Origin of the sequence: Candidatus Hamiltonella defensa 5AT (Acyrthosiphon pisum) (genome assembly GCF_000021705.1) — a bacterium.
GTDB lineage: Bacteria > Pseudomonadota > Gammaproteobacteria > Enterobacterales > Enterobacteriaceae > Hamiltonella > Hamiltonella defendens.
The window spans coordinates 1,963,718-1,986,165 of the sequence record NC_012751.1; the positions used below are offsets into that span (position 1 = coordinate 1,963,718).

General features: G+C 39.0%; 23 protein-coding genes and 4 pseudogenes. 15 read left to right on the top strand and 12 right to left on the bottom strand.

From position 1 onward, the window contains the following. Nucleotides 1–265 precede the first annotated feature (265 nt). A pseudogene (locus HDEF_RS11225) lies at nucleotides 266–890 on the top strand (recombinase family protein). Nucleotides 891–1,168: 278 nt separating this feature from the next. Here HDEF_RS11225 and HDEF_RS09680 read toward each other — a convergent pair. The 3 genes from HDEF_RS09680 to HDEF_RS09690 form a co-directional block, all read right to left on the bottom strand. Beyond that, complete coding sequence (locus HDEF_RS09680; RefSeq protein ID WP_012738245.1) at nucleotides 1,169–1,564, bottom strand: type II toxin-antitoxin system VapC family toxin; 396 nt, start codon at nucleotides 1,562–1,564, stop codon at nucleotides 1,169–1,171. Further along, on the bottom strand, nucleotides 1,561–1,797 hold the full coding sequence (locus tag HDEF_RS09685) for an antitoxin (RefSeq protein WP_015874453.1): 237 nt from the start codon (nucleotides 1,795–1,797) through the stop codon (nucleotides 1,561–1,563). Before HDEF_RS09685 ends, HDEF_RS09680 begins: the two co-directional genes overlap by 4 nt. A 364-nt stretch (nucleotides 1,798–2,161) precedes the next feature. Beyond that, nucleotides 2,162–2,722 carry a recombinase family protein gene (locus HDEF_RS09690; protein WP_015874454.1) on the bottom strand — a complete coding sequence of 187 codons (561 nt, stop codon included), beginning with the start codon at nucleotides 2,720–2,722 and terminating at the stop codon, nucleotides 2,162–2,164. A 148-nt stretch (nucleotides 2,723–2,870) separates the two neighbouring features. Here HDEF_RS09690 and HDEF_RS09695 point away from each other — a divergent pair, with 148 nt between their 5' ends. The 3 genes and pseudogenes from HDEF_RS09695 (at nucleotide 2,871) to HDEF_RS13840 (ending at nucleotide 5,304) form a co-directional block, all read left to right on the top strand. Next, on the top strand, nucleotides 2,871–3,362 hold the full coding sequence (locus tag HDEF_RS09695) for a GNAT family N-acetyltransferase (RefSeq protein ID WP_015874455.1): 492 nt from the start codon (nucleotides 2,871–2,873) through the stop codon (nucleotides 3,360–3,362). Nucleotides 3,363–3,508: 146 nt separating this feature from the next. Then, a pseudogene (locus tag HDEF_RS09700) lies at nucleotides 3,509–4,534 on the top strand (IS110 family RNA-guided transposase). Nucleotides 4,535–5,166: 632 nt separating this feature from the next. After that, the gene (locus HDEF_RS13840) at nucleotides 5,167–5,304 is read left to right on the top strand and encodes an EF-hand domain-containing protein (RefSeq protein ID WP_086935046.1); all 138 of its coding nucleotides are present in this window, start codon (nucleotides 5,167–5,169) and stop codon (nucleotides 5,302–5,304) included. A gap of 236 nt (nucleotides 5,305–5,540) precedes the next feature. Here the strand turns inward: HDEF_RS13840 and HDEF_RS09705 are convergent, their stop codons facing one another. After that, nucleotides 5,541–5,861 (bottom strand): DUF7146 domain-containing protein, encoded by a 321-nt coding sequence (locus tag HDEF_RS09705; RefSeq protein ID WP_407078888.1) that lies wholly within the window; start codon nucleotides 5,859–5,861, stop codon nucleotides 5,541–5,543. 182 nt (nucleotides 5,862–6,043) lie between these two features. Here HDEF_RS09705 and HDEF_RS09710 point away from each other — a divergent pair, with 182 nt between their 5' ends. Both HDEF_RS09710 and HDEF_RS09715 read left to right on the top strand, forming a co-directional pair. After that, on the top strand, nucleotides 6,044–6,271 hold the full coding sequence (locus HDEF_RS09710) for a type II toxin-antitoxin system Phd/YefM family antitoxin (protein WP_015873792.1): 228 nt from the start codon (nucleotides 6,044–6,046) through the stop codon (nucleotides 6,269–6,271). A 1-nt stretch (nucleotide 6,272) separates the two neighbouring features. Continuing rightward, on the top strand, nucleotides 6,273–6,602 hold the full coding sequence (locus HDEF_RS09715) for a type II toxin-antitoxin system RelE/ParE family toxin (RefSeq protein WP_015873791.1): 330 nt from the start codon (nucleotides 6,273–6,275) through the stop codon (nucleotides 6,600–6,602). Nucleotides 6,603–7,105: 503 nt separating this feature from the next. On the opposite strand, the gene HDEF_RS09720 is transcribed toward HDEF_RS09715, so the two are convergent. The 4 genes from HDEF_RS09720 to HDEF_RS13415 all read right to left on the bottom strand — a co-directional run bounded on the left by HDEF_RS09720 (nucleotide 7,106) and on the right by HDEF_RS13415 (nucleotide 11,599). After that, a complete protein-coding gene (locus HDEF_RS09720) occupies nucleotides 7,106–8,659 on the bottom strand; it encodes a phosphoethanolamine transferase (RefSeq protein WP_015874461.1) in 1,554 nt (517 codons plus the stop codon). A gap of 683 nt (nucleotides 8,660–9,342) precedes the next feature. Continuing rightward, complete coding sequence (locus HDEF_RS11040) at nucleotides 9,343–9,987, bottom strand: glycerophosphodiester phosphodiesterase family protein (RefSeq protein ID WP_048901577.1); 645 nt, start codon at nucleotides 9,985–9,987, stop codon at nucleotides 9,343–9,345. 488 nt (nucleotides 9,988–10,475) lie between these two features. Next, a complete protein-coding gene (locus HDEF_RS13410) occupies nucleotides 10,476–10,988 on the bottom strand; it encodes a winged helix domain-containing protein (protein ID WP_234809403.1) in 513 nt (170 codons plus the stop codon). Beyond that, nucleotides 10,985–11,599, bottom strand: coding sequence for a cupin domain-containing protein (locus tag HDEF_RS13415; RefSeq protein ID WP_234809404.1), 615 nt, complete (start codon nucleotides 11,597–11,599; stop codon nucleotides 10,985–10,987). Before HDEF_RS13415 ends, HDEF_RS13410 begins: the two co-directional genes overlap by 4 nt. 446 nt (nucleotides 11,600–12,045) lie before the next feature. Here HDEF_RS13415 and HDEF_RS13420 point away from each other — a divergent pair. The 5 genes and pseudogenes from HDEF_RS13420 (at nucleotide 12,046) to HDEF_RS09760 (ending at nucleotide 17,647) form a co-directional block, all read left to right on the top strand. Beyond that, a pseudogene (locus HDEF_RS13420) lies at nucleotides 12,046–12,687 on the top strand (recombinase family protein). A gap of 108 nt (nucleotides 12,688–12,795) precedes the next feature. Then, entirely contained in the window at nucleotides 12,796–13,053 is a 258-nt protein-coding gene (locus tag HDEF_RS09745; protein WP_015874465.1) for a FitA-like ribbon-helix-helix domain-containing protein, read from the top strand. Further along, nucleotides 13,050–13,475, top strand: a complete 426-nt coding sequence (locus tag HDEF_RS09750) for a type II toxin-antitoxin system VapC family toxin (RefSeq protein WP_044612395.1) — start codon at nucleotides 13,050–13,052, stop codon at nucleotides 13,473–13,475. Before HDEF_RS09745 ends, HDEF_RS09750 begins: the two co-directional genes overlap by 4 nt. A 1,204-nt stretch (nucleotides 13,476–14,679) precedes the next feature. Next, nucleotides 14,680–15,588 carry a hypothetical protein gene (locus HDEF_RS09755; RefSeq protein WP_015874468.1) on the top strand — a complete coding sequence of 303 codons (909 nt, stop codon included), beginning with the start codon at nucleotides 14,680–14,682 and terminating at the stop codon, nucleotides 15,586–15,588. Then, the gene (locus HDEF_RS09760) at nucleotides 15,512–17,647 is read left to right on the top strand and encodes a hypothetical protein (protein ID WP_015874469.1); all 2,136 of its coding nucleotides are present in this window, start codon (nucleotides 15,512–15,514) and stop codon (nucleotides 17,645–17,647) included. Before HDEF_RS09755 ends, HDEF_RS09760 begins: the two co-directional genes overlap by 77 nt. A gap of 78 nt (nucleotides 17,648–17,725) precedes the next feature. On the opposite strand, the pseudogene HDEF_RS09765 reads toward HDEF_RS09760, so the two are convergent. Then, a pseudogene (locus HDEF_RS09765) lies at nucleotides 17,726–18,433 on the bottom strand (IS6 family transposase). Between the two features lie 290 nt (nucleotides 18,434–18,723). Here HDEF_RS09765 and HDEF_RS09770 point away from each other — a divergent pair. Further along, the gene (locus tag HDEF_RS09770; protein WP_015874471.1) at nucleotides 18,724–19,359 is read left to right on the top strand and encodes a ParA family protein; all 636 of its coding nucleotides are present in this window, start codon (nucleotides 18,724–18,726) and stop codon (nucleotides 19,357–19,359) included. Beyond that, complete coding sequence (locus HDEF_RS09775) at nucleotides 19,356–19,592, top strand: hypothetical protein (RefSeq protein WP_015874472.1); 237 nt, start codon at nucleotides 19,356–19,358, stop codon at nucleotides 19,590–19,592. The genes HDEF_RS09770 and HDEF_RS09775 overlap by 4 nt, the downstream gene beginning before the upstream one ends. 813 nt (nucleotides 19,593–20,405) lie before the next feature. On the opposite strand, the gene HDEF_RS09780 is transcribed toward HDEF_RS09775, so the two are convergent. Continuing rightward, nucleotides 20,406–20,570 (bottom strand): hypothetical protein, encoded by a 165-nt coding sequence (locus HDEF_RS09780; protein WP_234809405.1) that lies wholly within the window; start codon nucleotides 20,568–20,570, stop codon nucleotides 20,406–20,408. Between the two features lie 145 nt (nucleotides 20,571–20,715). On the opposite strand from HDEF_RS09780, the gene mobA reads away from it, so the two are divergent. Then, entirely contained in the window at nucleotides 20,716–21,024 is a 309-nt protein-coding gene (gene mobA, locus HDEF_RS09785) for a plasmid mobilization protein MobA (RefSeq protein ID WP_012738248.1), read from the top strand. A 3-nt stretch (nucleotides 21,025–21,027) separates the two neighbouring features. Then, complete coding sequence (locus tag HDEF_RS09790; RefSeq protein ID WP_044612397.1) at nucleotides 21,028–21,582, top strand: relaxase/mobilization nuclease domain-containing protein; 555 nt, start codon at nucleotides 21,028–21,030, stop codon at nucleotides 21,580–21,582. 15 nt (nucleotides 21,583–21,597) lie between these two features. On the opposite strand, the gene HDEF_RS09795 is transcribed toward HDEF_RS09790, so the two are convergent. Together HDEF_RS09795 and HDEF_RS09800 are read right to left on the bottom strand one after the other, a co-directional pair. Beyond that, nucleotides 21,598–22,131: an IS630 family transposase gene (locus tag HDEF_RS09795; protein WP_086934965.1), complete on the bottom strand. Its 534-nt coding sequence runs from the start codon at nucleotides 22,129–22,131 to the stop codon at nucleotides 21,598–21,600. Then, the gene (locus HDEF_RS09800; RefSeq protein WP_012737971.1) at nucleotides 22,043–22,420 is read right to left on the bottom strand and encodes an IS630 transposase-related protein; all 378 of its coding nucleotides are present in this window, start codon (nucleotides 22,418–22,420) and stop codon (nucleotides 22,043–22,045) included. The genes HDEF_RS09795 and HDEF_RS09800 overlap by 89 nt, the downstream gene beginning before the upstream one ends. Nucleotides 22,421–22,448 lie beyond the last annotated feature (28 nt).

Below are 22,448 nucleotides of genomic sequence, written 5' to 3' on the forward strand. Positions count from 1 at the left end.
CGATTAAAAGCATCTCAAATAAAAAACGAAGGACAAGAAACACAGAAAAACGTATTTCTGTATTTACTACAAAATGTTATGACAAATTCTATTCCACAGATAAAAGTATTTAAATTATTTTGAAGTTTAATATTTACGTAAAAAGTTATCGCCTAAGGGTATATCCTGATGAAATAATTAAAAAAGTGAATGAATGGTCATAATGACATAATCTATATGCGATATGTTTTATGAAATAACTTAAATGCGATAATAAGGTGAAAAAATGTTCATCAGAGCTTATTTAAGAGCATCAACGAAAGATCAATTTGCTGATTGAGCAAAAGAGATGCTGGAGTAATTTATTCAGGAACGCGGCCAGAGAATCGCCTGCTATTACAGGGAAAATGTCAGCGGCATAAAACTCGACAGACCGGAGCTAGGACGATTACTGATAGACAGTCATCGGAATGATATTTTACTGGTAGAAAAAATAGACCGCTTGACTCGACTGAGCAACACGGGATGACACTGAAAAAGCAGATTGAGCAACATGAGCTGCGAATTGTCAGCCTGGATGTCCCCACTTCATGGCAAGCCTTGTCTGATCTAGAAGCATCACCGAACGATCCGATCACCCGTGCCGTGATTGCCGATATGAACAATATGCTGATAGATCTGATGGCCGCAATGTCACATAAAAACTGGTTGAGCCCTCGATAGAGACAAAATCAAGGAATTGAGCGGGCACATATAAGTTGGGTAAATATCGAGGTAAGCAAGCTGGCGAAGAACGACACAAAAAAGTGTATATACTACAGACAGGTAAAAAACCAAGCATTAAAGAAACTGCTGAAGTGACTGACTATAGTTGCTCGCAGGTATGTCGAATAAAAAACCTATATCGATAAAAAAGTCTGCATTGGTTCTCTATTTCTCATCATTGGGATGTTAAGGCTATTTACACAAAAAAATTTACAGACTCTTGCCTAACGTGAGTTTTCGTTCCACTGAGCGTTAGATCCCTATTACTCCTGAAATTCAAGATTTACCTCGTCGAGGCGAAGGGACTTTCACAATGAATGCGCTGACCGTTGTGAATTAATGGTGACTGAGAAAAGCTGTACGGGCTATGGGGTCTTATAGCCTGCTACTGCTTGCTTCCCCCCTGATGACTCCAGATGCTAAATTATTTATGAGAGCTAACCCAGTTTTCAATGCTTAGGCCCACACGAGTATAAGAACAAAAATCATCAATATTGTTCGTTACAAGAGTAACATTCAACGATATTGCGTGAGCGGCGATCATTCTATCCAAGTTTGCTTTTCGATTTGGGAAAAAATGGGTTAACTCTCCATATTTATCTGCTTGTTTTATTCCAAATGGTTCTACATCCAAAACCGATAGTAAGTTCTCAACAGTATCTCTACCCTCTTTTTTAATTCCACAACACAGTTCAGCCCAAGTGATTGCACTAATTATGATTTCTCCCTTTCGATAATTATCGAATTTTTTCACAATTTCGGGGGGACATTTTTTAATGAGATAGATACAGATATTCGTATCTAACATGTACTTTTTCATGACCAGTCCCTTTTATTTTCCTCAAACTCAGGGCGCCTACCTATAAAGTTTTGATTTAAAGTATGTAATATTCGAGGTATATCGCCGAGAGTGCGTTCTTTCGGCTCTACGATAATACGATTACCTTCGCGATAAACAACTAACTCTGTTTGCGGCGGAAAAGCCATCTTAGCAGGGATACGTACAGCTTGTGAGTTTCCTGCACGAAATTGACGCGTATTAAATGTCGACATAAAAAGTTCCTTAATTCAGCACATAAAGTTATAACACGTTATTACGTTTTTTTATTATTGTCAATTTTATCTTTAAGGTGGGCAATTCATGGGGCAGACAAGAGAAACTCATTGAAAGTTTATTCTTAATATATCTCAGGGGTTCCAACACTCAGGCTTGTTGTTATTTCGAGGAAAAATCACTTTTATTTCCTGATTTTTAGGTGTTTAAGAAGCACTAGCGTTTGTAGGTTATTTAAGAGTTGATGCTGATGATTCAAAAATAAAAAAGAAATAAAATCAAAATCAAAAATTTAGATAAATTCATAATATACTTATTAAATAATTAATGTATAGACTCAACTGCTTTAAAAACCGTCATGGTCTACTCTCCTCTCTTCAAATATTGATATAATGTTTCCCGACTGATACCCAAGTCGCGTGCAACCTGTGCTTTTTTATCGCCGGCAACCACGCGGCGATATAGTTCGGTCATTTCACTCTCCGAGAGTGATTTTTTGCGGCCACGGTAAGCGCCCCTCTGTTTGGCTAATGCAATCCCTTCGCGCTGGCGTTCTTTGATTAAGGCGCGCTCAAATTCAGCAAATGCGCCCATGACAGATAACATCAGATTGGCCATGGGTGAGTCTTCGCCGGTAAAGCTCAGATGTTCCTTGCAGAACTCAATGCGGACGCCGCGTTGCGTCAACAGTTGAACGAGGCGGTGTAAATCATCAAGATTACGGGCCAGACGATCCATGCTATGCACCAACACGGTATCGCCACTACGGACGAAACTCAGCAATGCCTCCAGTTCCGGTCGTTTGATATCCTTGCCCGAGGCTTTGTCGGTAAAAATGCGATCGACTGTGATGCCTTCGAGCTGCCGCTCTGAATTTTGGTCAAAAGTACTGACCCGAATATAGCCAATACGTTGTCCCGTCATTAATTATCCCCAAAAGTGTCAGAGATAACTCTATAACCTTTGTTTCTTTGTGTCAATAAATAGAAAATTTGATTCTATTCTGACAGTTTTGTGATGAGAGCCTGACATCAGGATAGGGTATAGCTCAATCTGACAATAGGAGAACTGTATGCTTGATAAAAGGAATGACCGTGGCGATATACTTAGGTTTCGCTTGTCGACCCCTGTGGACATCGGCTCACTGGCCGCTCTTCGCTGGAAGCTCTGCACGGATGATTCGCCGGTGACTGACTCTTCAGCTAGAAAAAAATTCATTGCGGCATTCCAATCCGCTCTGATGAACATCGAAGAACAGGGCAGATTCGTGCCTTTTGTAGCTGAAAGTAACAGCCAGATCGTCGCAGTCTTGTCGATAATCAAAGTGGCAAAAATTCCTCACCCCGACGACATCAATGGTCAATGGGGATATCTAACAAATGTTTACACATTGCCGGAATTTCGGAATAAAGGAACTGGCGGGCGCCTGCTCGCTGAAGCTAAAAACTGGGCGGAAGCTCAACAATTGGAATTGCTGGTCGTCTGGCCAAGCGACAAGAGCTACGCATTCTACGAGCGTGCCGGTTTCCGGCGCGAGGCAGATCCACTGGTGCTAAAACTTTAAGCGAGCTCCACAGGAAAGTGTTGGACAACTACAGTTGTTCAGTAAAGCTTGGCGAATGAAAGGGACTTCCCCTAAATTAAGGTTACTGTACTCACTTTTGTGCCATTATGGGGAAGATAACCAAAATTCGAATATAGGGGAAGACTATGATTATTACAACCGTTGGGATAGACCTTGCTAAAAATGTCTTTGCTGTTCATGGTGTTGATAAAAATGGTATTCCTGTCTAGTTAAGCCTAAAGTGCCTCGAACCGCATTGCCAGAGCTAATTGCTAATTTACCTCCTTGCACGATCGGCATGGAGGCCTGTTCCGGCGCACATTACTGGGCAAGATTATTCACGCGGTATGGTCATAACGTCCGACTCATGGCGCCTAAATTTGTTTCTCCTTATCGCTTAGCAGGTAAAGCCGGGAAGAATGATGCGGCGGATGCGCTGGCGATTTGTGAAGCGGTTCGTCGGCCACATATGCGTTTTGTTCCTGTTAAAGATGAAGAACAACAGTCAATGCAATGCTTGCACCGTACCCGACAGGGATTTATTGAAGGGCGGACTGCATCTTATAACCGTCTTCGTGGATTAGTCTCTGAATTTGGTTTCATTGCACCACAACGTACGGAATCGTTACGCCGCCTGGTTGCAGAGCACAGGGAAAACCTAACAGGATGGGTCCGGCAGTGCATCGATACTCTGCTAGAACATATTGATGCCATTGAGTTGAAAATTGCTGAGTATGATCGCATCCTGGCAACAATCGCTAAGCAGGATAGTCGCAGCCAAAATCTGATGAAACTCAAAGGGGTGGGTCCAACAACGGCGAGTGCGCTGGTTGCTAATTGGCACTGCTCATGATTTTAAAAATGGGCGTCAGTTGGCAGCTTGGCTCGGTTTAACACCGTCACAGTACAGTAGTGGGGGAAAATCCAGACTGGGAAAAATCACCAAAGCGGGTGATGCCTACTTACGCACCTTGCTTGTCCAAGGAGCACGTTCTGTCATGATTGGTGTGGAGAAGAAACAAGATCCTTTCAGTCAGTGGGTGAGTTCGCTGATCAACCGCCGAGGTTACTGGCGTACTGCTGTGGCAATCGCAGCCAAAAATGCCCGTTTATGTTGGGCGTCCCTGTTTTATGGTGATGACTTCAGGTTCTACAATAAGTCATTTAATTGACGCAGTAAAAATATCTTATCTGAACTGTCAGCGTTGATGTAAAAGGGTTAGACCCCCGTGAGGTATTTCTGTAAAAGTACTGGATATTATTATCCGTTTAGCGAACGAGAATCTTACGAGCGTCTTTCATCAGGGTCCGAATCGATAATGATTCATCATGGCCGTTTATAGTACCGCAGTCTTATCCCTTTAACTTCAGTGATAGATAGCCAGACAGAAAAAACCGGGGTTGACTAATCGGGGAAGCCCTTATAGTACTTTAATTTCCCTTTCGTCAAACGACCCCTCTATGACCAAAAAAAGACTGAAGTATCCCCCAAAAAAATAAATGCGGTCACTGTGTGAGCTTGAGGCAGAAATGTTTTAGGGAAGACAACATGAGGGGGGTCACCAATCCGGTTATCTGGTGAAACCGAAAATGTTTCTTTTGGGGGTTTAGGGAGCAACACCAAATAGGCTTCTTGATATTTTGTAAAGACAGGCCAATCTTATTATTTGTATTACATACTATTAATATTCATTCAATATGAACCAACGAAATGATAAAAAAGCTTAATCTTAATCAAAGATGAACTTAAAAAAATTAGAAACCGTTTTAAAAAACATGACAAGAATAATGATATGATGGTTCTATTACTCTAAATGAATTAAAAGAAATATTAGGTGATTATTTTAGTGATGACGATATAAAAAAGAGTTTTAAGGAAATGGATCGAAATAAAGATGGCCACGTCAGCTTTCATGAATTTTTGAAAGCTAATGTTAATTAAATTGAATTTTCATCAATTAAAATTCAAAAAATCATATTCAGCATACCCATTGGAAGTAGCCTCCTAAAAGTTGAGAGACTGTCAGGAATTCTGTGTAAGTGCGCGTTTTTCATAAATATTCCGACAAGCGTTCTGGGCATTCAATCATAAAATGATTGAATGCCTGCCGCCTGTTTTGTACAGGCATAGTTCACGTCTGTAGCGAGTATTTGGGAAACCGAGGCTTCCCTGACTCATCAGGACATCGTTCCAGTCAATCCCTTTCGCTCTAGGCTGGGGAGATTAGGCAGCAGGAGGTACACACGAATGCCGCGCTTCTCCAGCTTGGCTTTCAACACGTTCGCTGACTTCTTACCAGTTACAGACTTATCTTTGTCAGCCCAGATCAGTACGTTATGAACACATTCCGGAATGGGCATCATTTTCTTGGCGTTGCCGACCTTGGCCTTCTTACCGTTTTGGGTGAGATATGTGCGGTGGAGCGTTACCAGATTGCCCCAAACATCTCGGACTCGGATAGCGCACACGATAGACGGGAACTCCCCAATCTCCGTCACCTCAGTTTCTGGTGGGCAACCAGCGCATCCAACAAGATCACCCGCGCTCGGGTCAGATTTCAACCGCCTGTCATAATGTGGCCGCCAGTTGAACATTCAGGTAATTCCGTCCAGATACACCTTGCATTAAAACCATATTTAGACTAAATTTAAACTTAATTATAAAAAGGGGGGGATTTATCATGAGAGTCGAAACAATCAGTTATGTGAAAAAAAACGCCGCCACGCTTGATCTGGCAGAACCGATTCTTGTCACACAGAACGGCGTTCCTGCGTATGTGATTGAGTCATACGATGTGCAAAAGGAGCGGGAAAACGCCATCGCATTACTGAAGCTGCTTACCCTCTCTGAGAAAGATAAAACTGACGGCAAGGTCTACTCAAGAGGCCAGCTGCTCGAGGGGTTATGATATGGGCGTTGTATTTCAATACACTAATACCGTCAAAATCTGTATCGATGATATTTCGAGTTATTTATTACGGCGTATAGAGGCGAAACGAAAAGAGGTTATCACCGCCATTATTGAGCAATTCGAAAAACGAGTGAGTGATTTTCCCCTGGGCTGTCAGATCTGCCCGGAATTGCTTAAAATAGGCTGTGCTCAATATCGTGAATGTAATACGGCAAATGGTTATCGTGTGCTGTATTCAGTCGAAGATGAAACTATTACAGCTCATGCTGTTTTGTCCCAAAAGCAGGACATTCAGCAACTGCTATTTAAGCGTATGATAAGTTTTTAATTAGACGCATAATCAATCTATGACGGACCGTCATAGGTTAAAAAATGCTCTTGGCATACAAAAAATTCTGTTTCCCGAACTGGGATTTTTTCTAGCTGATAGTTTTTTAGCCCTTGATAAATAGGCAGTAATTTCAAATAATGAAATACTAATATATTGCATGTGTCATTCTTGTTTATTCTATTTTACTGTCAGAAAATGCGCATATTCCCGCTGATCCATCGAGAAAGTGACGCCTATCTGCGTTTCCCAGGTCCAGTGCAAACACCTTTTGCGTTAACGTGGGGTTGATGGCCGAGAGCACAGAAACTACTTGAGTACTGATGGGGATGCTTAAAAGTGACAGAACCGCCTAAAATTCAGAAAAAAACTCTGGCTCAGGGTAACCGAACAACGCCACGTACTATCGGCGTAAAGCAAAAGGCTTACTATGAAAAATATGATGCGATTGAAACAAGCCTTATCAGATAAAAGCCTCCTTTTGGGGTTTTATTCGTGAGTTATCATTTACCACTAATATCTATTGCAGGATCTGTATAGTCAGTCGTCTTTGCTATATAATTCCTTAAACCATAATCATTAGGATCATCTTTACAATCGAAAAAACTGTAGTTTTTATTTATTTTTTCGTTCTTTATGCCAATCCATTTAGCTATGCCATCAATAAAGTTTAGTCCTGATTTAAAAGAATAACACTCTTTTCTACTACTAGAATCAGATGATGTTTCGAACAATGGTATGTCATAATGAAACTTACTTACTCTACTATTGTTTAGGTATATAACACCGTCAGTCTCATTGTGTGCTAATCCATGATCAGCAAAGTATAACATTGAGTAAGACCCCTGATTTTTAGAAAATTCTTTCATCATAAATGAATTTAATTTATGTAAAAACTCATCAGTTTTATTAATGGATGATATATAACAATTGATGTAAGAATATTTTTTATCGCTAACATTAGTTATTTTTTTATAATCAATCAATCTATCACAAGCATCAGAATGGGAACCATATAGGTGAACTACAATAAATTTCTTTTCTTTTGATTTTTTTATTATTTCTTTTATTTTTTCTAACAATAAAAAGTCACTGGTATTCTTACTATAATAATTTCCGGATTTTAAAAAATATTTATAATCACTTTTTTTAGCTATTGCAGAAATAGGAGTATCATGGTATCCAAAGTATCCTTGATTTGATAGCCAATAAGTTTTTATATCCGCTGACTTTACTAAATCAATCAATGTTAAATGATAGTTAGGTTTCCAGTTTTTAAAATCTGGTTTCGTTAACATTAACCTTAATGAAGAAACAGTATTTGAGCCTCCAGACGTTAATCCATTCACTAAAATCCCATTATTACTACTCATAAAAGGAGTGTTATTTATTGGATAACCAAATGCATGGTGATAATCTTTTCTCGCACTTTCACCGATAACAAGAATGTAATTATCATATTTCGAATTTTCTAGATGGGATCTACCCCATTCTGAAGAAGATTTAAAATTATTTAACACAACAATTTCATTTTTAACTTCTAAAATTGATCTTATCGTAATTTTAAAAAATTCTGCTGGAGATTGATTTATCATAGAAAAAATAACAAAAATACTTATTAATTTTTTATTTTTATAAAACTCAATGTTGTTTTTTACGATAAAAAATCGATATAAAAAAATACCAGAAATTATAAATATTGGATAAAAATAATTCTTTATAGGTATATGAGTCAAAAATTCTTTTATTTCGAGAAAATCTGTTGCAAAAACAGATGCCACATATGAATAATTAGGCGGTCCATAAATTATTCCTATTGGTGAATATATTGAATATAAAGTACACATAGGAAAAACTAAAAACCAAAAAGCTTTTTTTGATGAAGTCAAAATAACAATTAATATTAAAAGTAAAAAAATATTTCTTTCTGATGGAAGAATACCCGCGCATTTTAATATTAGCTTTGCTGTAAAAAACAAAATAACAAGAGAAATAAAAGAAAAAAATATTTTATTGAATTTTAAATTAATTTTTTTAATAATATTATTAATAGTCATTTAAATTATTTATTCCTCATTAAAGAAGGGGGGAATGTCAAAAATATAGGGTTGAAGACGGTTTTCTTTTCCAAAGTGACCCGTTATCAATAAAGATATGGAAGTTTCTTTTTGTATAACTATCTCCTCTTGTTTATTGGTACCTTCAAAAAATTCCGATATGTCCGGTTTGATTTCAGATAACCCTTTCCTTGGTGCACTTTAATGACAATATAGTCCATATAAACAATAGGGTACAGATTATCTCACAGGCGATTACGCCACAGGGTGACCTTTTCCATGACCGCGTCGAAGTCAGGAGCTTGGCGAATAACCATGACGGCTATTACTGCTTCCGCGTCCTTAAGGTTCTGTCGCATTAAGGCTTTTTAAATTGCCATAACCACATTATGTTGTGACTGGTTAAGCTGAATTTTTCTTAATGCGACAGAACCAACAAAACCAACAAAACCAACTCAAAAAAATGCTTTTTTTTATTAAGAAACAAGTTAATTTGGGATTTTATTATAATAAACACCATCTAAATAACTACGATATTCAATTACTTGTTGTGTAATTTCATCATTAGTTCCAAAAAGGTACATATAAATCTTTATTCCATTTAACCTTATTAATTTCAATTTAAACTTATCTTCATAAGAAAATGGTTTCCCTGCTACAACATATTTTAGATTGTTTTTTTTTTAAAACTCTATCATTGAAATGTTTTTTTTAAAAAACTCTATCATTGAAATAAAATCATATTTTACAAGTAGAGTTTTTGTTATCTGACTAAGAGAGTAATAGTTAGCCATTGCACCGTCAAATATACCTCCACCCATTCTCATGGATTTTTTAGAGAAAAGCTCCATTTTTATTTTTGATTTATCATAAAATAAATTTACCATTTTTAATGGTTTATCAACTTTATCTGTTATAAATACAACATCAGGATGTGATAAAAACCAATTATTTATATCTTCAAAGCTCATTGCGGTATATTTGTTCAAAATTTTATATCGTTTAAATTCTTCAAGATTGGGTGGTAATTCGCCAGAATATCCCGTTTGTTGAGCCCATGTTTTCCAGTCATGTGTTCCAACATAGTACCCATCTTTTGTTTCTCTAATATCTAATTCAAATATTTTTGCACCTTCATTATATGAATTATTAAGCGCTTCAAGGCTGTTAGTATATATATGTCCATCTATCTGTCCGCCAGCATGAGCAATTATATCAATTGAGTTTTTATTGAATTGAAATATCCTATATTCAACAAAAGAATATAGTCCTATTATAGATATAATAAGAAACAATGATATATACTTTAAGATATTAATAAATAACATTAAACCTCTTTGTATAAAGAGGAGCACGTTTCGCCTAGCCAAGATGATGCTCCATTAACGAATTGATTCAGCAAAAATGACCGTCATTTATCAAATTAACCCTTGTAAGGCATGACAAAAACGAGTTTAGCACTGAGATATAAAATTCTAAAAATAGCTAAAAATTACGATTCATTAATCAGTTAATTAATGAAATAAATATAACTTATTGCAATAACTTTAAATTAAATTTTGTGATTTTTTCTAATTATATATTATGTCGAATTAAACTTAAAAATCGCTGATTTATCATAGGCTTATTTGGGCTTTATGTGATTAAAAAGACTTCTTGCCTGTGTATATAAAAACCCCTATGAAAGGGTGACTTTCATAGGTATAGGTATACTATAGCATCAGGGAATTTTCTTCACCATACCAAAATGAGAGTAAATGATACTTATATTTATGTGATTTATGTCATTTTTGATGAAAATCATTCATCAACGGCATCAGTCTTTTTTTATGGATGAGAAATACCAATACCCTTGATTCATCAGCAAGGTTAACTGTGCCAAAAAATCGTCCTCGTTGATGAATTTTATGAGCATCTGGCCATCAATCATCCTGTGACGTGCCAGAATATTCCAGGCGTCGGCATGATCTGAGTCAAGCGACTCGCCGTTGACAAAATAGCGGTCGCCGATGTGCAACATACGTAGCCCCATTAACCGGTGCAATGGATGTCCCTGTTGCAATAAGGTCTGAACCTGTGAAGGGGCGTACACCTGCGCCGCAGGCGACTTCGGTAACTCATAGGCGGTTTGAGACATCTCCTGAACAAACCAGGTTTCAAGATGCTCTCTCTTCTGGACCAGGAATTGACTCATCATCTCTTGGACGGCGGTGATGTCTTGAGGCAGAATTTCGGTGGGATCTTCACGCAGGAGTAAATCGGGCGAGGGGGCATACTCAATGCCTTTATGATTTTCATCTGAAAGGGACTCAGTCCATTTCCTTATCATGCGCAGGCTGTTGTCTGTCCAAAAATGAAGGCAGTAACTCTCATGGCGGCTTCGGACGAAATGGCTTCATGGGCAGAGCCTTTGGGGATATACAGCATATCCCCGGAACTCAGCTCTTCATCCACCATTGCTTCAGAAAAGTCGTTCTGACCATCATCAAAAACCGGCGATGACCCTCGATCTCCTACACGCCATCGGCTGCGTCCCATTCCTTGTATCATCAACACGTCAGACGGTTTAGTCTGAGGGCCAATCCCACCGCCGGGTACTGAAAAAACCACCGTCAGCTCTTCTTTGACCCAATCGGGGAAGACACGAAACAGAGACAGGAATTTTTCAGCGGGTCTGTGCGAATGATTAATCGCTTCCACCCGTAGTGACCAGTTTCGTTGACCTAATGAGGCATACCCATTAAAGGGTTTATGCACTAATTGATATTTTCCATGATTCCTTTGAATGAGTTGGCTCTCGAGGGCTTGTTCTGTCACCAGTTTTTCCAGCTCTTCAGGCGAAACCGGATTGATAAAATGAGAAATCGCTTTTTTTAACAAGACAGGATGTTTTTGCCAATGGTGTTGTAAAAAATCTTCCCAGTTGATGATGAGATGCATGTGCTACATTCTCCCTGTTTTTACTATCAAAATGAATAAAATACTCCTACCATCAAGGTTTTTTGGCGGTATCGCATCTTATTTAAAATGATGATATCAAATCAAATATTGATTGGCATTTCTTATTATATTGACGTTGTTATTATTTCGGTTTGGGTCATTCATTTTATCCCCCTCTCGCTCCAAAAACAGGGTTTCCTGTTAATTTCATTTTTAATAACTCTGATGGTCTTTAACGTCATACCACATACCGAAAAAAATTTTGAGGTTTAAAAAAATCCTTTTGGAAAAGCCAGTAAAAGAAAGGGCCGTTTTATTGACTTTTTATTTGGCTCCTCTCCATGACCCATTTTCTTGAATTAAACGGTTCATTTACTGAGTAAATATATCTATGTTAAGATAAATTTCATTTAAACGAGTAAATTAACTATTTTTAGGGAGGAGACGTGTTACTCGGCTATGCGAGAGTGTCTACAAACGATCAAAATTTACATTTGCAACTCGATGCACTCAATCTGGCTGGATGCGAAAAATTCTTCGAATAGCGGCTCAGCGGGGCTAAATCAGAACGCCCTGGCTTGCAACACATTTTAGCTTATGCCCGCTCTGGTGATACCCTCGTTGTCTGGCGCTTAGATCGTCTCAGTCGATCACTCAAAGACCTGATCGAAATCGTCACCCTTTTGGGATCAAAAGAGATTGGTCTAAAAAGTCTTCAGGAAGCCATCGATACCTCATCGAGCTCTGGTAAGCTCATTTTTCATCTCTTCGGGGCTTTGGCAGAATTTGAGAGAAACCTTATCCGTGAAAGAACTCAGGCGGGCCTCAAAGCGGCTCGAGGTCGGCACGGAGGGAGACCCAAAGCCTTGAGTCAAGACAAACAAGCTCTGGCTGTTTCTCTGTACGATAAAAAAAAGCATACTGTCTCTCAGATTTGCCAAATGATGGGGATTTCAAAACCCACGCTTTACAAATATATCGAGGTTGCCAGAAGTCGTTTGACGAAAGGGGTGTTTAGTTTCGGCCCCTCCGAAACGGGAGGCGAGAAGCCCCAGCCAATAAATCAAAGGCCAATCCAAATTGGCTAATCTATTTTTGGCTACCCAAATTGACCATGCAACATGAAAAATACTTGTGTTTTGGTTCTTACGATGTACAATGGTATCATTGATATCCTGAAACAGGAGAGATACCAAATGGCAAACGTAAATGTAAGAAATCTGCCCGATGAAGTGCATCGGGCCATCCGAATCCAAGCCGCCCAGCATGGCCGCAGCACTGAGGCCGAAATTCGCGACATTTTGGAGCGGGCAGCGAAGCCCGAGGGCCGCGTGAAACTTGGCTCTTTCCTGGCTTCCATCGCGCGCGAGGCTGGCGGCCTGAGCGATGAAGAACACGCCTTATTTGAGAGCGCGGGCATCAAGTCTCCGGCCCGTGCGGCGAGCTTCAAATGATCCTGCTCGATACGAACGTGATTTCGGAGACGCAGCGCCAGGAACCCGATGCCCGCGTCCTTCACTGGATCGACGCGCAAGCGCTGGAAACGCTCTACCTTTCCGCGATCACGGTAGCCGAGTTGCGTGCAGGTATCGCTCTGATTCCGGCAGGAAAGCGCAGGGACAGCCTGCATGAGAACTTGGAAAAGCGCCTGCTGCCGATGTTCGCCAATCGGGTGCTGTCGTTCGATATGGCTTGTACGAAAGCCCATGCCGAGCTGCTGGCCAAATCCCGCGCTGCCGGCTTGGCGATCGAAACGGCCGATGCCTTCATTGCGGCCGTCTCTCTCGCCAACGGCTTCACCGTCGCCACCCGCGACACCAGCCCTTTTGAAGCTGCTGGGGTGAACGTCATCAATCCATGGGAGGCGGCGCAGTGACAACGGCCCAGAACAGTGACAAGCAGATCTACTTGTCACCAATACCAACCCCTGCGCTCTAACGCCGGTTTTTTAGGAATGGCGAACTCGTAAAGGGCTGCTGACCATTACAGCTAACATTTAAATAGTGATGGATACATGTATCAACTATTCATTTTTGTAAATCAAGGTATCGGATTGAAGATTGAGTCAATAAACCTTGGTTTTTTTCGATACAGCATCACAACTTCGATCACCGTAATGATTCCTGCGTAAAAATGAGTCACGTCGTTAATTTTGGTACATCGGCTATTTATGTCTAACCCCTCAAAAATCTCAAATTAACTATTCAGTCTTATTTTTACTGATCCTTGATTTGTATATTAATGATTTTTGGCTGCCCCCTGATACACGGGCATAACCAAAAAGTCTCATAAAAAATGTTTCCTAAATCGTTTGATAGACAATGTGTCTACTTATTTTAAGAATGTCGATTTAAAAGCCCCTTTATTGGGCTTATTTTTATCTGTCTATTAATTTATAACTTTTTATACATACATCTAATCTAGCTTGAAGTAGTGTAAATACATACGTATTGTCGTACGTAAATACGTATGTATTTTTTATTTTATAAACACATCTAAACAGCTTCTGATCTGATATTCCATATATTTTAAAAAAAGGTTGAACTCCCTATAAAAATCATTCTTAAGTAAATACATAAATACTTATGTAAGTATATATGTATATTTATATCATATAATATAATGATATAACTGACAGTGCCCATTTTATCGCTTTTAGAACAAAACTCAGGTTTTTATCGAATTTTTTCATGGCCTCTATTTTTGTCAAATAACAAAATGAGCGTTTTTTAATATTTTTTTATTTTTTAAATGATTAAAATTCTCTGAAAAATTGTTTCATTTAAATAACATTAAAAATAAAGGTACGTAAAAATATTTAATAATTTTATCCAAAGAACTTTTCCCGAAAATACTTTAAAAAAAGATCAATACTTCATGAAGTATTGATAAATTGATTTTTTAAAAAAAATCATAACCTATTACATTTATCAAGGCAAAAAATGAACGTTTATAAATAAAAAATCATTACAAATCCTATTGTTTTAAATAATTCTACAAATAAAAATAATTCATCAATAATCCGTTCTTTTAAATCAGCAAGCTCTCAAAATAAATACTTTTATGTTCCAAGTCCTATTTTGGAAGAATCTCAACCACCAGTTATTAACCGAGATTCTGGATATGAAATAGTCAGTCAGAATATAAAAAATATTTTAAATAAAAAACCGGATTTTACCGTAATTGTTGATACAGAAAAAGTAAAAGAAGATTGTATAAGATCTATTCAAGATAATTTAAAAAGTGAAAAATTTCTTTCAGTTCTAAAGCGAGAATGTAGCGATTTGTCAGACGAAGAGATTAAATTGATATTAAGTAAACAAATAAATGTTATTTCAATTGAAAAAAATCCATTAGATTTTATTGATAATAACGACAAGATTTATATATTGGGACACGGGTCAGCTGGACGTAAAGGAATTTACGTTACACCCAAAAAGGGTGAGAAATATTGTTATCATACAGATAACATCGTTGATGTATTATCGAAAAGCGGATTAAGTCAATCACATATATCTTTTAAATTACTTCCATGTCACTCAGCAGATAGCAAACCTTTAGAGTTATTAGATCCTAGCGAAGAAGCATATTCTAGAGCTTCAGAGCCGTTTGAAAAAATAGTTAAGGGTAAAGACACCACTGTGACTGTAAAACCACTGGCTCATCATTTTTCTGAATCATTAAACAAAAAGGGGTTTTGCAATGCAAAAGTGACAGGCTACCATGGTTCCGTTCAACGGTTACCTTTTAAAGGGACAGACGGATTATATCATTCTGGAGTACTAGGTAATGAAGATTACGATTCAAAAAGAAGAAGTGAACATAAAGAAATATTTAATTTTTCTGGTAAATTGAAATCCTCTCAAGTCAATACACCAGAGAATGAAGCTGGCCCATCTGGATATCATCATAATGAGGCTAATACCAGTACATCAGCCACAGAGAGCACCCCAACACCGGGTACTAGCACAGCCCGCCATGGGCAATAGCGCCGGAACCTCTGCTCATCAAAATACCGCGGCCATATCGAATGCAACAGCACATGCAGCATTGACTTCAAGTTCATCAGAAGTCGAATTGGATAATTTGTTTCAACCCCTCTCTGAGAATAATGACACCTCTAAACCGGTGAGCACAGAAGAAAGCCGAAAAGAAAAAGCAGAGAAAGCCCTCGAAAATATCAAAAACGAGGATACGAACACACGCCTGCGGGAAAGCAGGACGTTAAGACAGCTCAACGAGACTCAAACAACACCAAGAAATGAAGGAACAGATTTCGAAAGGCCTACAGAGTCCTTAGAGCCTCATCAGCCGGTCGCCAAGCCTGATGTTTCAGAGGTGCTTGACTTGATGTTAAGAGAGTTAAGAGAAAACAAAAGTGTTTTTAGATATAAGAATTTCGCGAAAAACCTCGCTTTCCTCTCACAGTTTGCGACAGCAGATGAAATTGTTTCCATTTTTTATAACAAAGATTTTGTCAAGGAGTTTGTTCACGAAGCTCAAAAAGTGAGTCCTCTTTGTAGGTATCCTTCGGAATATGACAGACAAAAACTGGCTCTATTTAACATGGCCTGTGACGTCGTCGCTGAACTTGCCGAAACTGGGAAGCTTCCCGAGGAAGGCTATCGCGTTTGGTGTAATAAAGAGAAATTATGGTCTCCCACATATTGTATTAAACAACATATCAAGAACCTAGGAATAAATCTTAAGGCATTTCTTAAAATAGCCAAACGTGCAGATTTTCCTTCATCGGGCTTTAAAAGTCATCAAGAGTGTTTAAAATACATTGACAAAGACCTCGAAAAGAAACAAGAGAAAATGGATAGAAGACTATCAAATATCAAAAAACAACTGCAGGCGTTAGGCCAGCGGCAAAGGGATTCGGTTAAAACGGTTGACCTCGATAGCCCCGCTGAAAAAAAAGATATTCTTTCTTACGTAAGAACGACAATGGAAAAATTAGCCAACGAGGCTGAAGAACTTGAGAGAACAGATGAAGACTTAGGAGAAGCGTTAGACAGTCAAAGACAGCGAGACGCAATCAATGCCCACAACGATAATCAAAAACAAAATCAACGAAGGGCTCAGTCTATGCAGAGTTTTTCCTATTTTTCTCAAGGCAATAAAATACAGGCAGAGCAATCTCATCACGAAAGAAGGCTACGAGATGCTCAGACTCAACATCAGAAAAAAATCGATTATCAACTATATGACCACGAAAGAGCACTGCAAACAAAAATAATTGACTTCAGAACCAGTAGTTTAGCCATTGACACTGAAAGAAATCTGGCAATAGAGATGAGCGATAAAAAACATCGGTTAGAACAAGAACAAAAGCAGTATCATCAGTTAGGTCAGACGCCTGCACCGACAGCGATAGGACAGTCTGAGGAACATCCGCCAACCGACATGCAATTAAATGGTTTTAAGAACAATCCGCCAGAGGGTGTTCCCGTAAATCATTCAGGATTACCCAACGCGGGCAATCCTCATACATTACCTGAAACTAACAGCCATGACTCAGCCCCACGGACTGCGCCTATCAATGACGGAGGCCTCGCAAACGATGCAGAAATGAACAGTATAGGGACACGTTCATCAGGTGAAAAAACAGCTTATTTACGTTTCCCCGGTGCGACATTCACTCCGCACGGAAACAAAAACAATGTTGTTGGAATTAATATGCCTATTCAAATACCTAATAACCAAGGGGGGATGGATACTGGCAGTGTGAGCCTGGATGTCAAACCAGAAGAGGGAAAGACAGTTATTTATGTCAATGACAATCCTATTGAGTCTACAAGCTATGAAACTGAAACACAGGCACATCAGCCATTTCAACGACCTCAACCACCCACCTTGGTTGATTTTCGGACAAACGCTGATGGTATTGGAGCGCACTTTAGAAGTACCGATGGCTCAGAAGTTCAGACTGCACTGTCTTGGCCTTCGTTCGACGGTTTGAAAATTCAAAATTATGATTCTCAAGAAACAATATCGATTAATACGTTCGCTATAACTCAGAAACCGAGTAAAAAATTGATTTAAGCCGGTTTCTAATAATGCGACTAAAACGGCACTGTTGCAAATATGAGGATGGGTAAGTCCTGATTTCAGTAAAAAGACTTACATTTCAAATACTCTGTTCACCAGACGCATTTCACTTGGTGGATGACCGAAATAAAACGATTCTGCCTGGCCTTTGCGCAGTGCCCGCATCACTTCAATGCCCTTTATCGTGGCATAAGCCGTCTTCATCGATTTGAACCCCAGCGTGGCGCCAATGATCCGTTTCAGCTCGCCATGATCGCATTCGATCACGTTGTTACGGTATTTAATCTGACGGTGCTCAACGTCAGGCGGCCCCCGGCCTTCGCGTTTGAGCACCGTCAGCGCCCGGCGATATGTCGGCGCCTTGTCAGTATTGATAAAGCGTGGGATCTGCCAGCGTTTCACATTGTTTAAAATCTTACCCAGAAACCGGTATGCGGCTTTGCGGTTACGACGGGAGGAAAGATAAAAATTGAGGGTACGTCCTCTGCTGTCGACGGCACGATATAAATAAGCCCACCGGTCATTGACCTTCACGTAGGTCTCGTCAATGGGCCACTGGCTGAGCTCGGAAGGATTATTGCGCCAGTACCCCCTCAGCCGCTTTTCCATTTCCGGAGCATAGCGCTGAACCCAGCGGTAGAGCGTCGTATGGTCGACACTGACACCGCGTTCAGCCAGCATTTCCTGGAGTTCGCGATAGCTGATGCCCTATTTGCAGTACCAGCGTACCGCCCACAGAATGATGTCCTGGTTAAAATGGCGACCTTTAAATATGTTCATGGGCAGTATCTTTGATAAATTTATTGACAAGCCTATCAGTTTGCTGATCTTTGCAACAGTGCCTTCCATAATACGACGGCGTTAGTAACAAGCCCCAGTGCTCCCAGTTGATCTTCCTGACCGTCGGTATATCGCATTAACACTCTCAAAAAAATCGAATGAATCATACATTACTTACTTATATAAATACATACTTACTTATATAAATAAGTAAGTATGTATTTTTTATAAAATTAATATATATTAAATTACGTATATACATGCTTAATTACATAAAAAAGGGGCAATTAATGAGGATTTCGATAGTTAATACAAAAGGTGGTGTTGGAAAAACTACAACTGCTGTGCATTTAGCTACTTATTTGTCTTCGTTGGCATCGACACTATTAATAGATGGAGATCCGCAGGAAAGTGCAGCCACTTGGGCTTCTTGGCGGCGAGAAAGTTTGGTGAAACGGGGTAGTTTATTGCTTACTACTACTTGTCTTCATGGTAAAGCTATTTATGATGAAGGAAAATCCCTTTCAAAAGGTTTTATGCATACAGTAATTGATGCAGGAGGGAGGGATGCGCCCGGTCTAAGAAACGCTTTATTACTATCAGAATTGGCGATTATACCAATCGGAGCATCTCATCTTGATGCGGCAGCTATGACAGATTTATTAGAGGTTCTGGATTTGGCTACGGATTATAATCCAACATTGAAGGCAAAAGTTTTGTTAAGTCGTATTGATCCTAGAACAAAAGATGCAAAAGAAATGATTGAATTTTTAAAAGAAAATGATTTAGAAGTGCTGTCGGCTCGTGTATGTGAACGGGTGTCGTTTCGACGAGCAATTGGAGAAGGAAGTACTGTAGAAGAGCTTGGGAAGGATACTGTCGCTATTTCAGAAATGAATTCGTTTTATAAGGAGATTTTGTCATGAAAAAGAAACCTTCTTTGGATGAATTTCGTAGCGGAGGTGGTGAAACCGTAACAGAAAAAACGAATGAAATATACTCTGTCTCCGAGAGAGCCAATAAAACTATTCGCATCAGAAAATCTTTTGAAAAAAAACTTAAAGAGAATGCTTTCTATCGTTCAATGAAAGAAAATCGTAGAGTCACTGAGTCTGATATTATTGATGAAGCATTAGAAAAATATTTTAAAATTCTTTAAAAATGAGACTGTACCAAAATTTATGTAAATTCCCGTATTCGATAATCTGTCGTTATCTTGACCCCATCATTTGATATCCGGTGTCGGTGTTGTTCCGAAAAAGATCGTCGCCGCCTTTAAGGTAAAGCCGTTTTTATGCTTTCATATACAGCTCTATATATTTACTTTTGTGTAAGACACTAAATAAAATTCATAAAAAACCCCTCCGCAATCCTGACTTGAAAAGAGGGTGTCAATATATGGCTAATACTAGGGAAGCTATGACTGTAATAAAGTTTAAAGGTAAATAATACCTAAAAATTCATAAAATGAATCATTTTTTTAATTACTCCCACCTTCTGTAATTCGACCGAACTACCCACAGTATTAAATAATGTAACTACCATCCAAAATGAATCAAATCTACTATAAAAAATCAGAAAGCAAATTATGAAAAATTTAGATTGCATTAAGGAAAATCAATGTTGAAACTTGATAAATTAAAGTTCAGTCAATGGAAAAACGTTCGAAGAATTATATTAAAAAAATATACCTACTTATTTTACATCTATATGAAGTAAAAATAATGACGAGGAGTTGTATTTTAATAAACTTAATAATATATAAAACTTATTTTTTTAAAAATAGAAATTTTTTAAAAAAATAGAGAAATTTTATATAAAATTTTTATCAGTAATAACTTTATATTATTTTATAATAATGAAAAAAATTTAATGAAAATAAAACAAAAATTGTAATGTCAATTTGTATTTATTTTTTTTAAAAATAAAATTAAAAATTTATTCATTTTGTTATAAAAAATAATAATATTAATTATTTTTTAATCACTTTTTTTTCTAATTTTTTATCAGAAATCATTTTCTGGATAGATTTCAATCCGACTTTTATCCCTGCACTTTCAAGAGCCGATTTAATATCTTCTGAAACGTACCCTTTATTTAAAGCTAATTTGATTATTTGCGCCTTTAAATTTTGCAAGACATCGTCTTTATTTAGTCTTATATTTTTTAGGACAGGATATGTTTTGTTGAACCGCTTGCAAGCAAGCGTCCCAACAACCGTTCCCTTCGGTCACTAACAACCTGGTCAGGGCGGTGCCCCGACACCCCTGATTGGAAACTCCATGAGCCAAAGCGAAAAACGCCAAAGAACCCAATTATTATTGGGTATCCTATGTACTCCAGAAGAAAAAAAACTCATTCAAGAGAAGGCTGAAGCGTCTGGTTTAAGTGTGGGAGAATTTCTGCGCCGCTGTGCCCTGGGAAGACGCATTACTCCCAAAACTGATGTGAAACTTATCTCTGAATTATCAAAGACAGGACTGCTTCAAAAGCAGCTTTTTAACGAAGGAAAAGGGGTTCATAGCCAAGAGTACTCAGATATATTAGTGGCCTTAAAAAAGGCGATTTTGAAAATTGATTTTAAGGAATAAAGGATGGTCGTTGTCATTCCAAAAAAGCGCCGTGATGGAAAATCAAGTTTTCTTAAACTGGTGTTTTACCTCTCTTTCCGTGAAGATAATCCAGGTGATATTCCCGTGACCGCTGATGCTTTTTTTGACCGTCCTTCCACTTCTAAAATCGCGGTGTTTGATCGTTTAATTGATTATATTGATCGCCATGCTTCCCCTGAATCACAGCAGCTCATCACGCACCTACCCGATGGGAGTCATCGGATTCTTTGTGAAGGCGTTTTATGTCAAACGAACACGTTGAGTATTGAAACCGCCTCCTCTGAAATGAATGCGATGGCCTCGAATAATCGTCGTTGTCTCGATCCGGTTTATCATTTTATTTTGTCTTGGCCGGAAGAAGAAACACCTGAAGACAGTCACATTTTTGACAGTGCTTTGTTTTGTTTAAAGGAAATGGGGATGGTTGATCATCAGTATGTTTTTGCGATTCATCGTGACACCGATAACCTCCATTGTCATGTGGCGGCCAACCGTATTCATCCCCTTTCTTATCGTGCAGTGAACCTCTATAGCTAAACGACATAAGAATAGTTACATAATATGTTCTGAAAACAAGGTATTGATGTCGCATTGAAGTTCTCTTCTTTTTCTTTTAGCTTGAGCCCATGTGTGCTCAATAGGGTTGAACTCGGGCGAATAAGGAGGCAAATATTCAATAGAATGACCGGCGTTGAGAATGGCGTGTTGAATATCTTTTCGCTTGTGGAAAGAAGCGTTATCCATCATCATCACGCACGGATGAGGAAGAGCGGGTAGGAGCAGCTGAGTGACCCAGGCATAAAAAACATCGCTGTTAATGGAGCAGTTAAAGAGGCCCACCGCGATGAGAGTGACCCCTAATAAGGCACCAATGACGTTAGTGCGGCCCTTAGCCTGCCAATCGTGAGTCCCAAAACAGCGTTGACCTCGTGTAGCGTATCCGTAGAGGCGGGGCATATCGTGAGCAAAGCCGCTCTCATCGAGATAAACCAGAGATTTACCCTGCTTTTGATACCCCGCGATTTTTTCCTGGAACCCCTGTCGTGCCTCTTCGTTTGCCTTGGGATGACGCAGAGTTTTTTTTATAGGTCAGACCCCATCTTTTCAATGCTTGCCAGATGGCTTTGGGGCACACCCCGAAACGGGCCGCCCGTTCCCGTTGATAGCTATCTGGATACTCTGCCACATCTTTGATAAACGCCTCTTTATCCATCTTGCCTCGACGCGGACCCGAGGGTTTCGGTTCTATTCGCTTGAGCCAACGCCTGAGAGTATCTGTACCTACGTGAAAACGCTTCGCCGTTGCTCTGATGCTCAGTCCTTCTTTCTCTCGAATACTCAGGACTTTTTGACGAAAATCCACTGAATAACTCATAGTGACCTCATGCTAATTAGTTCTTTAT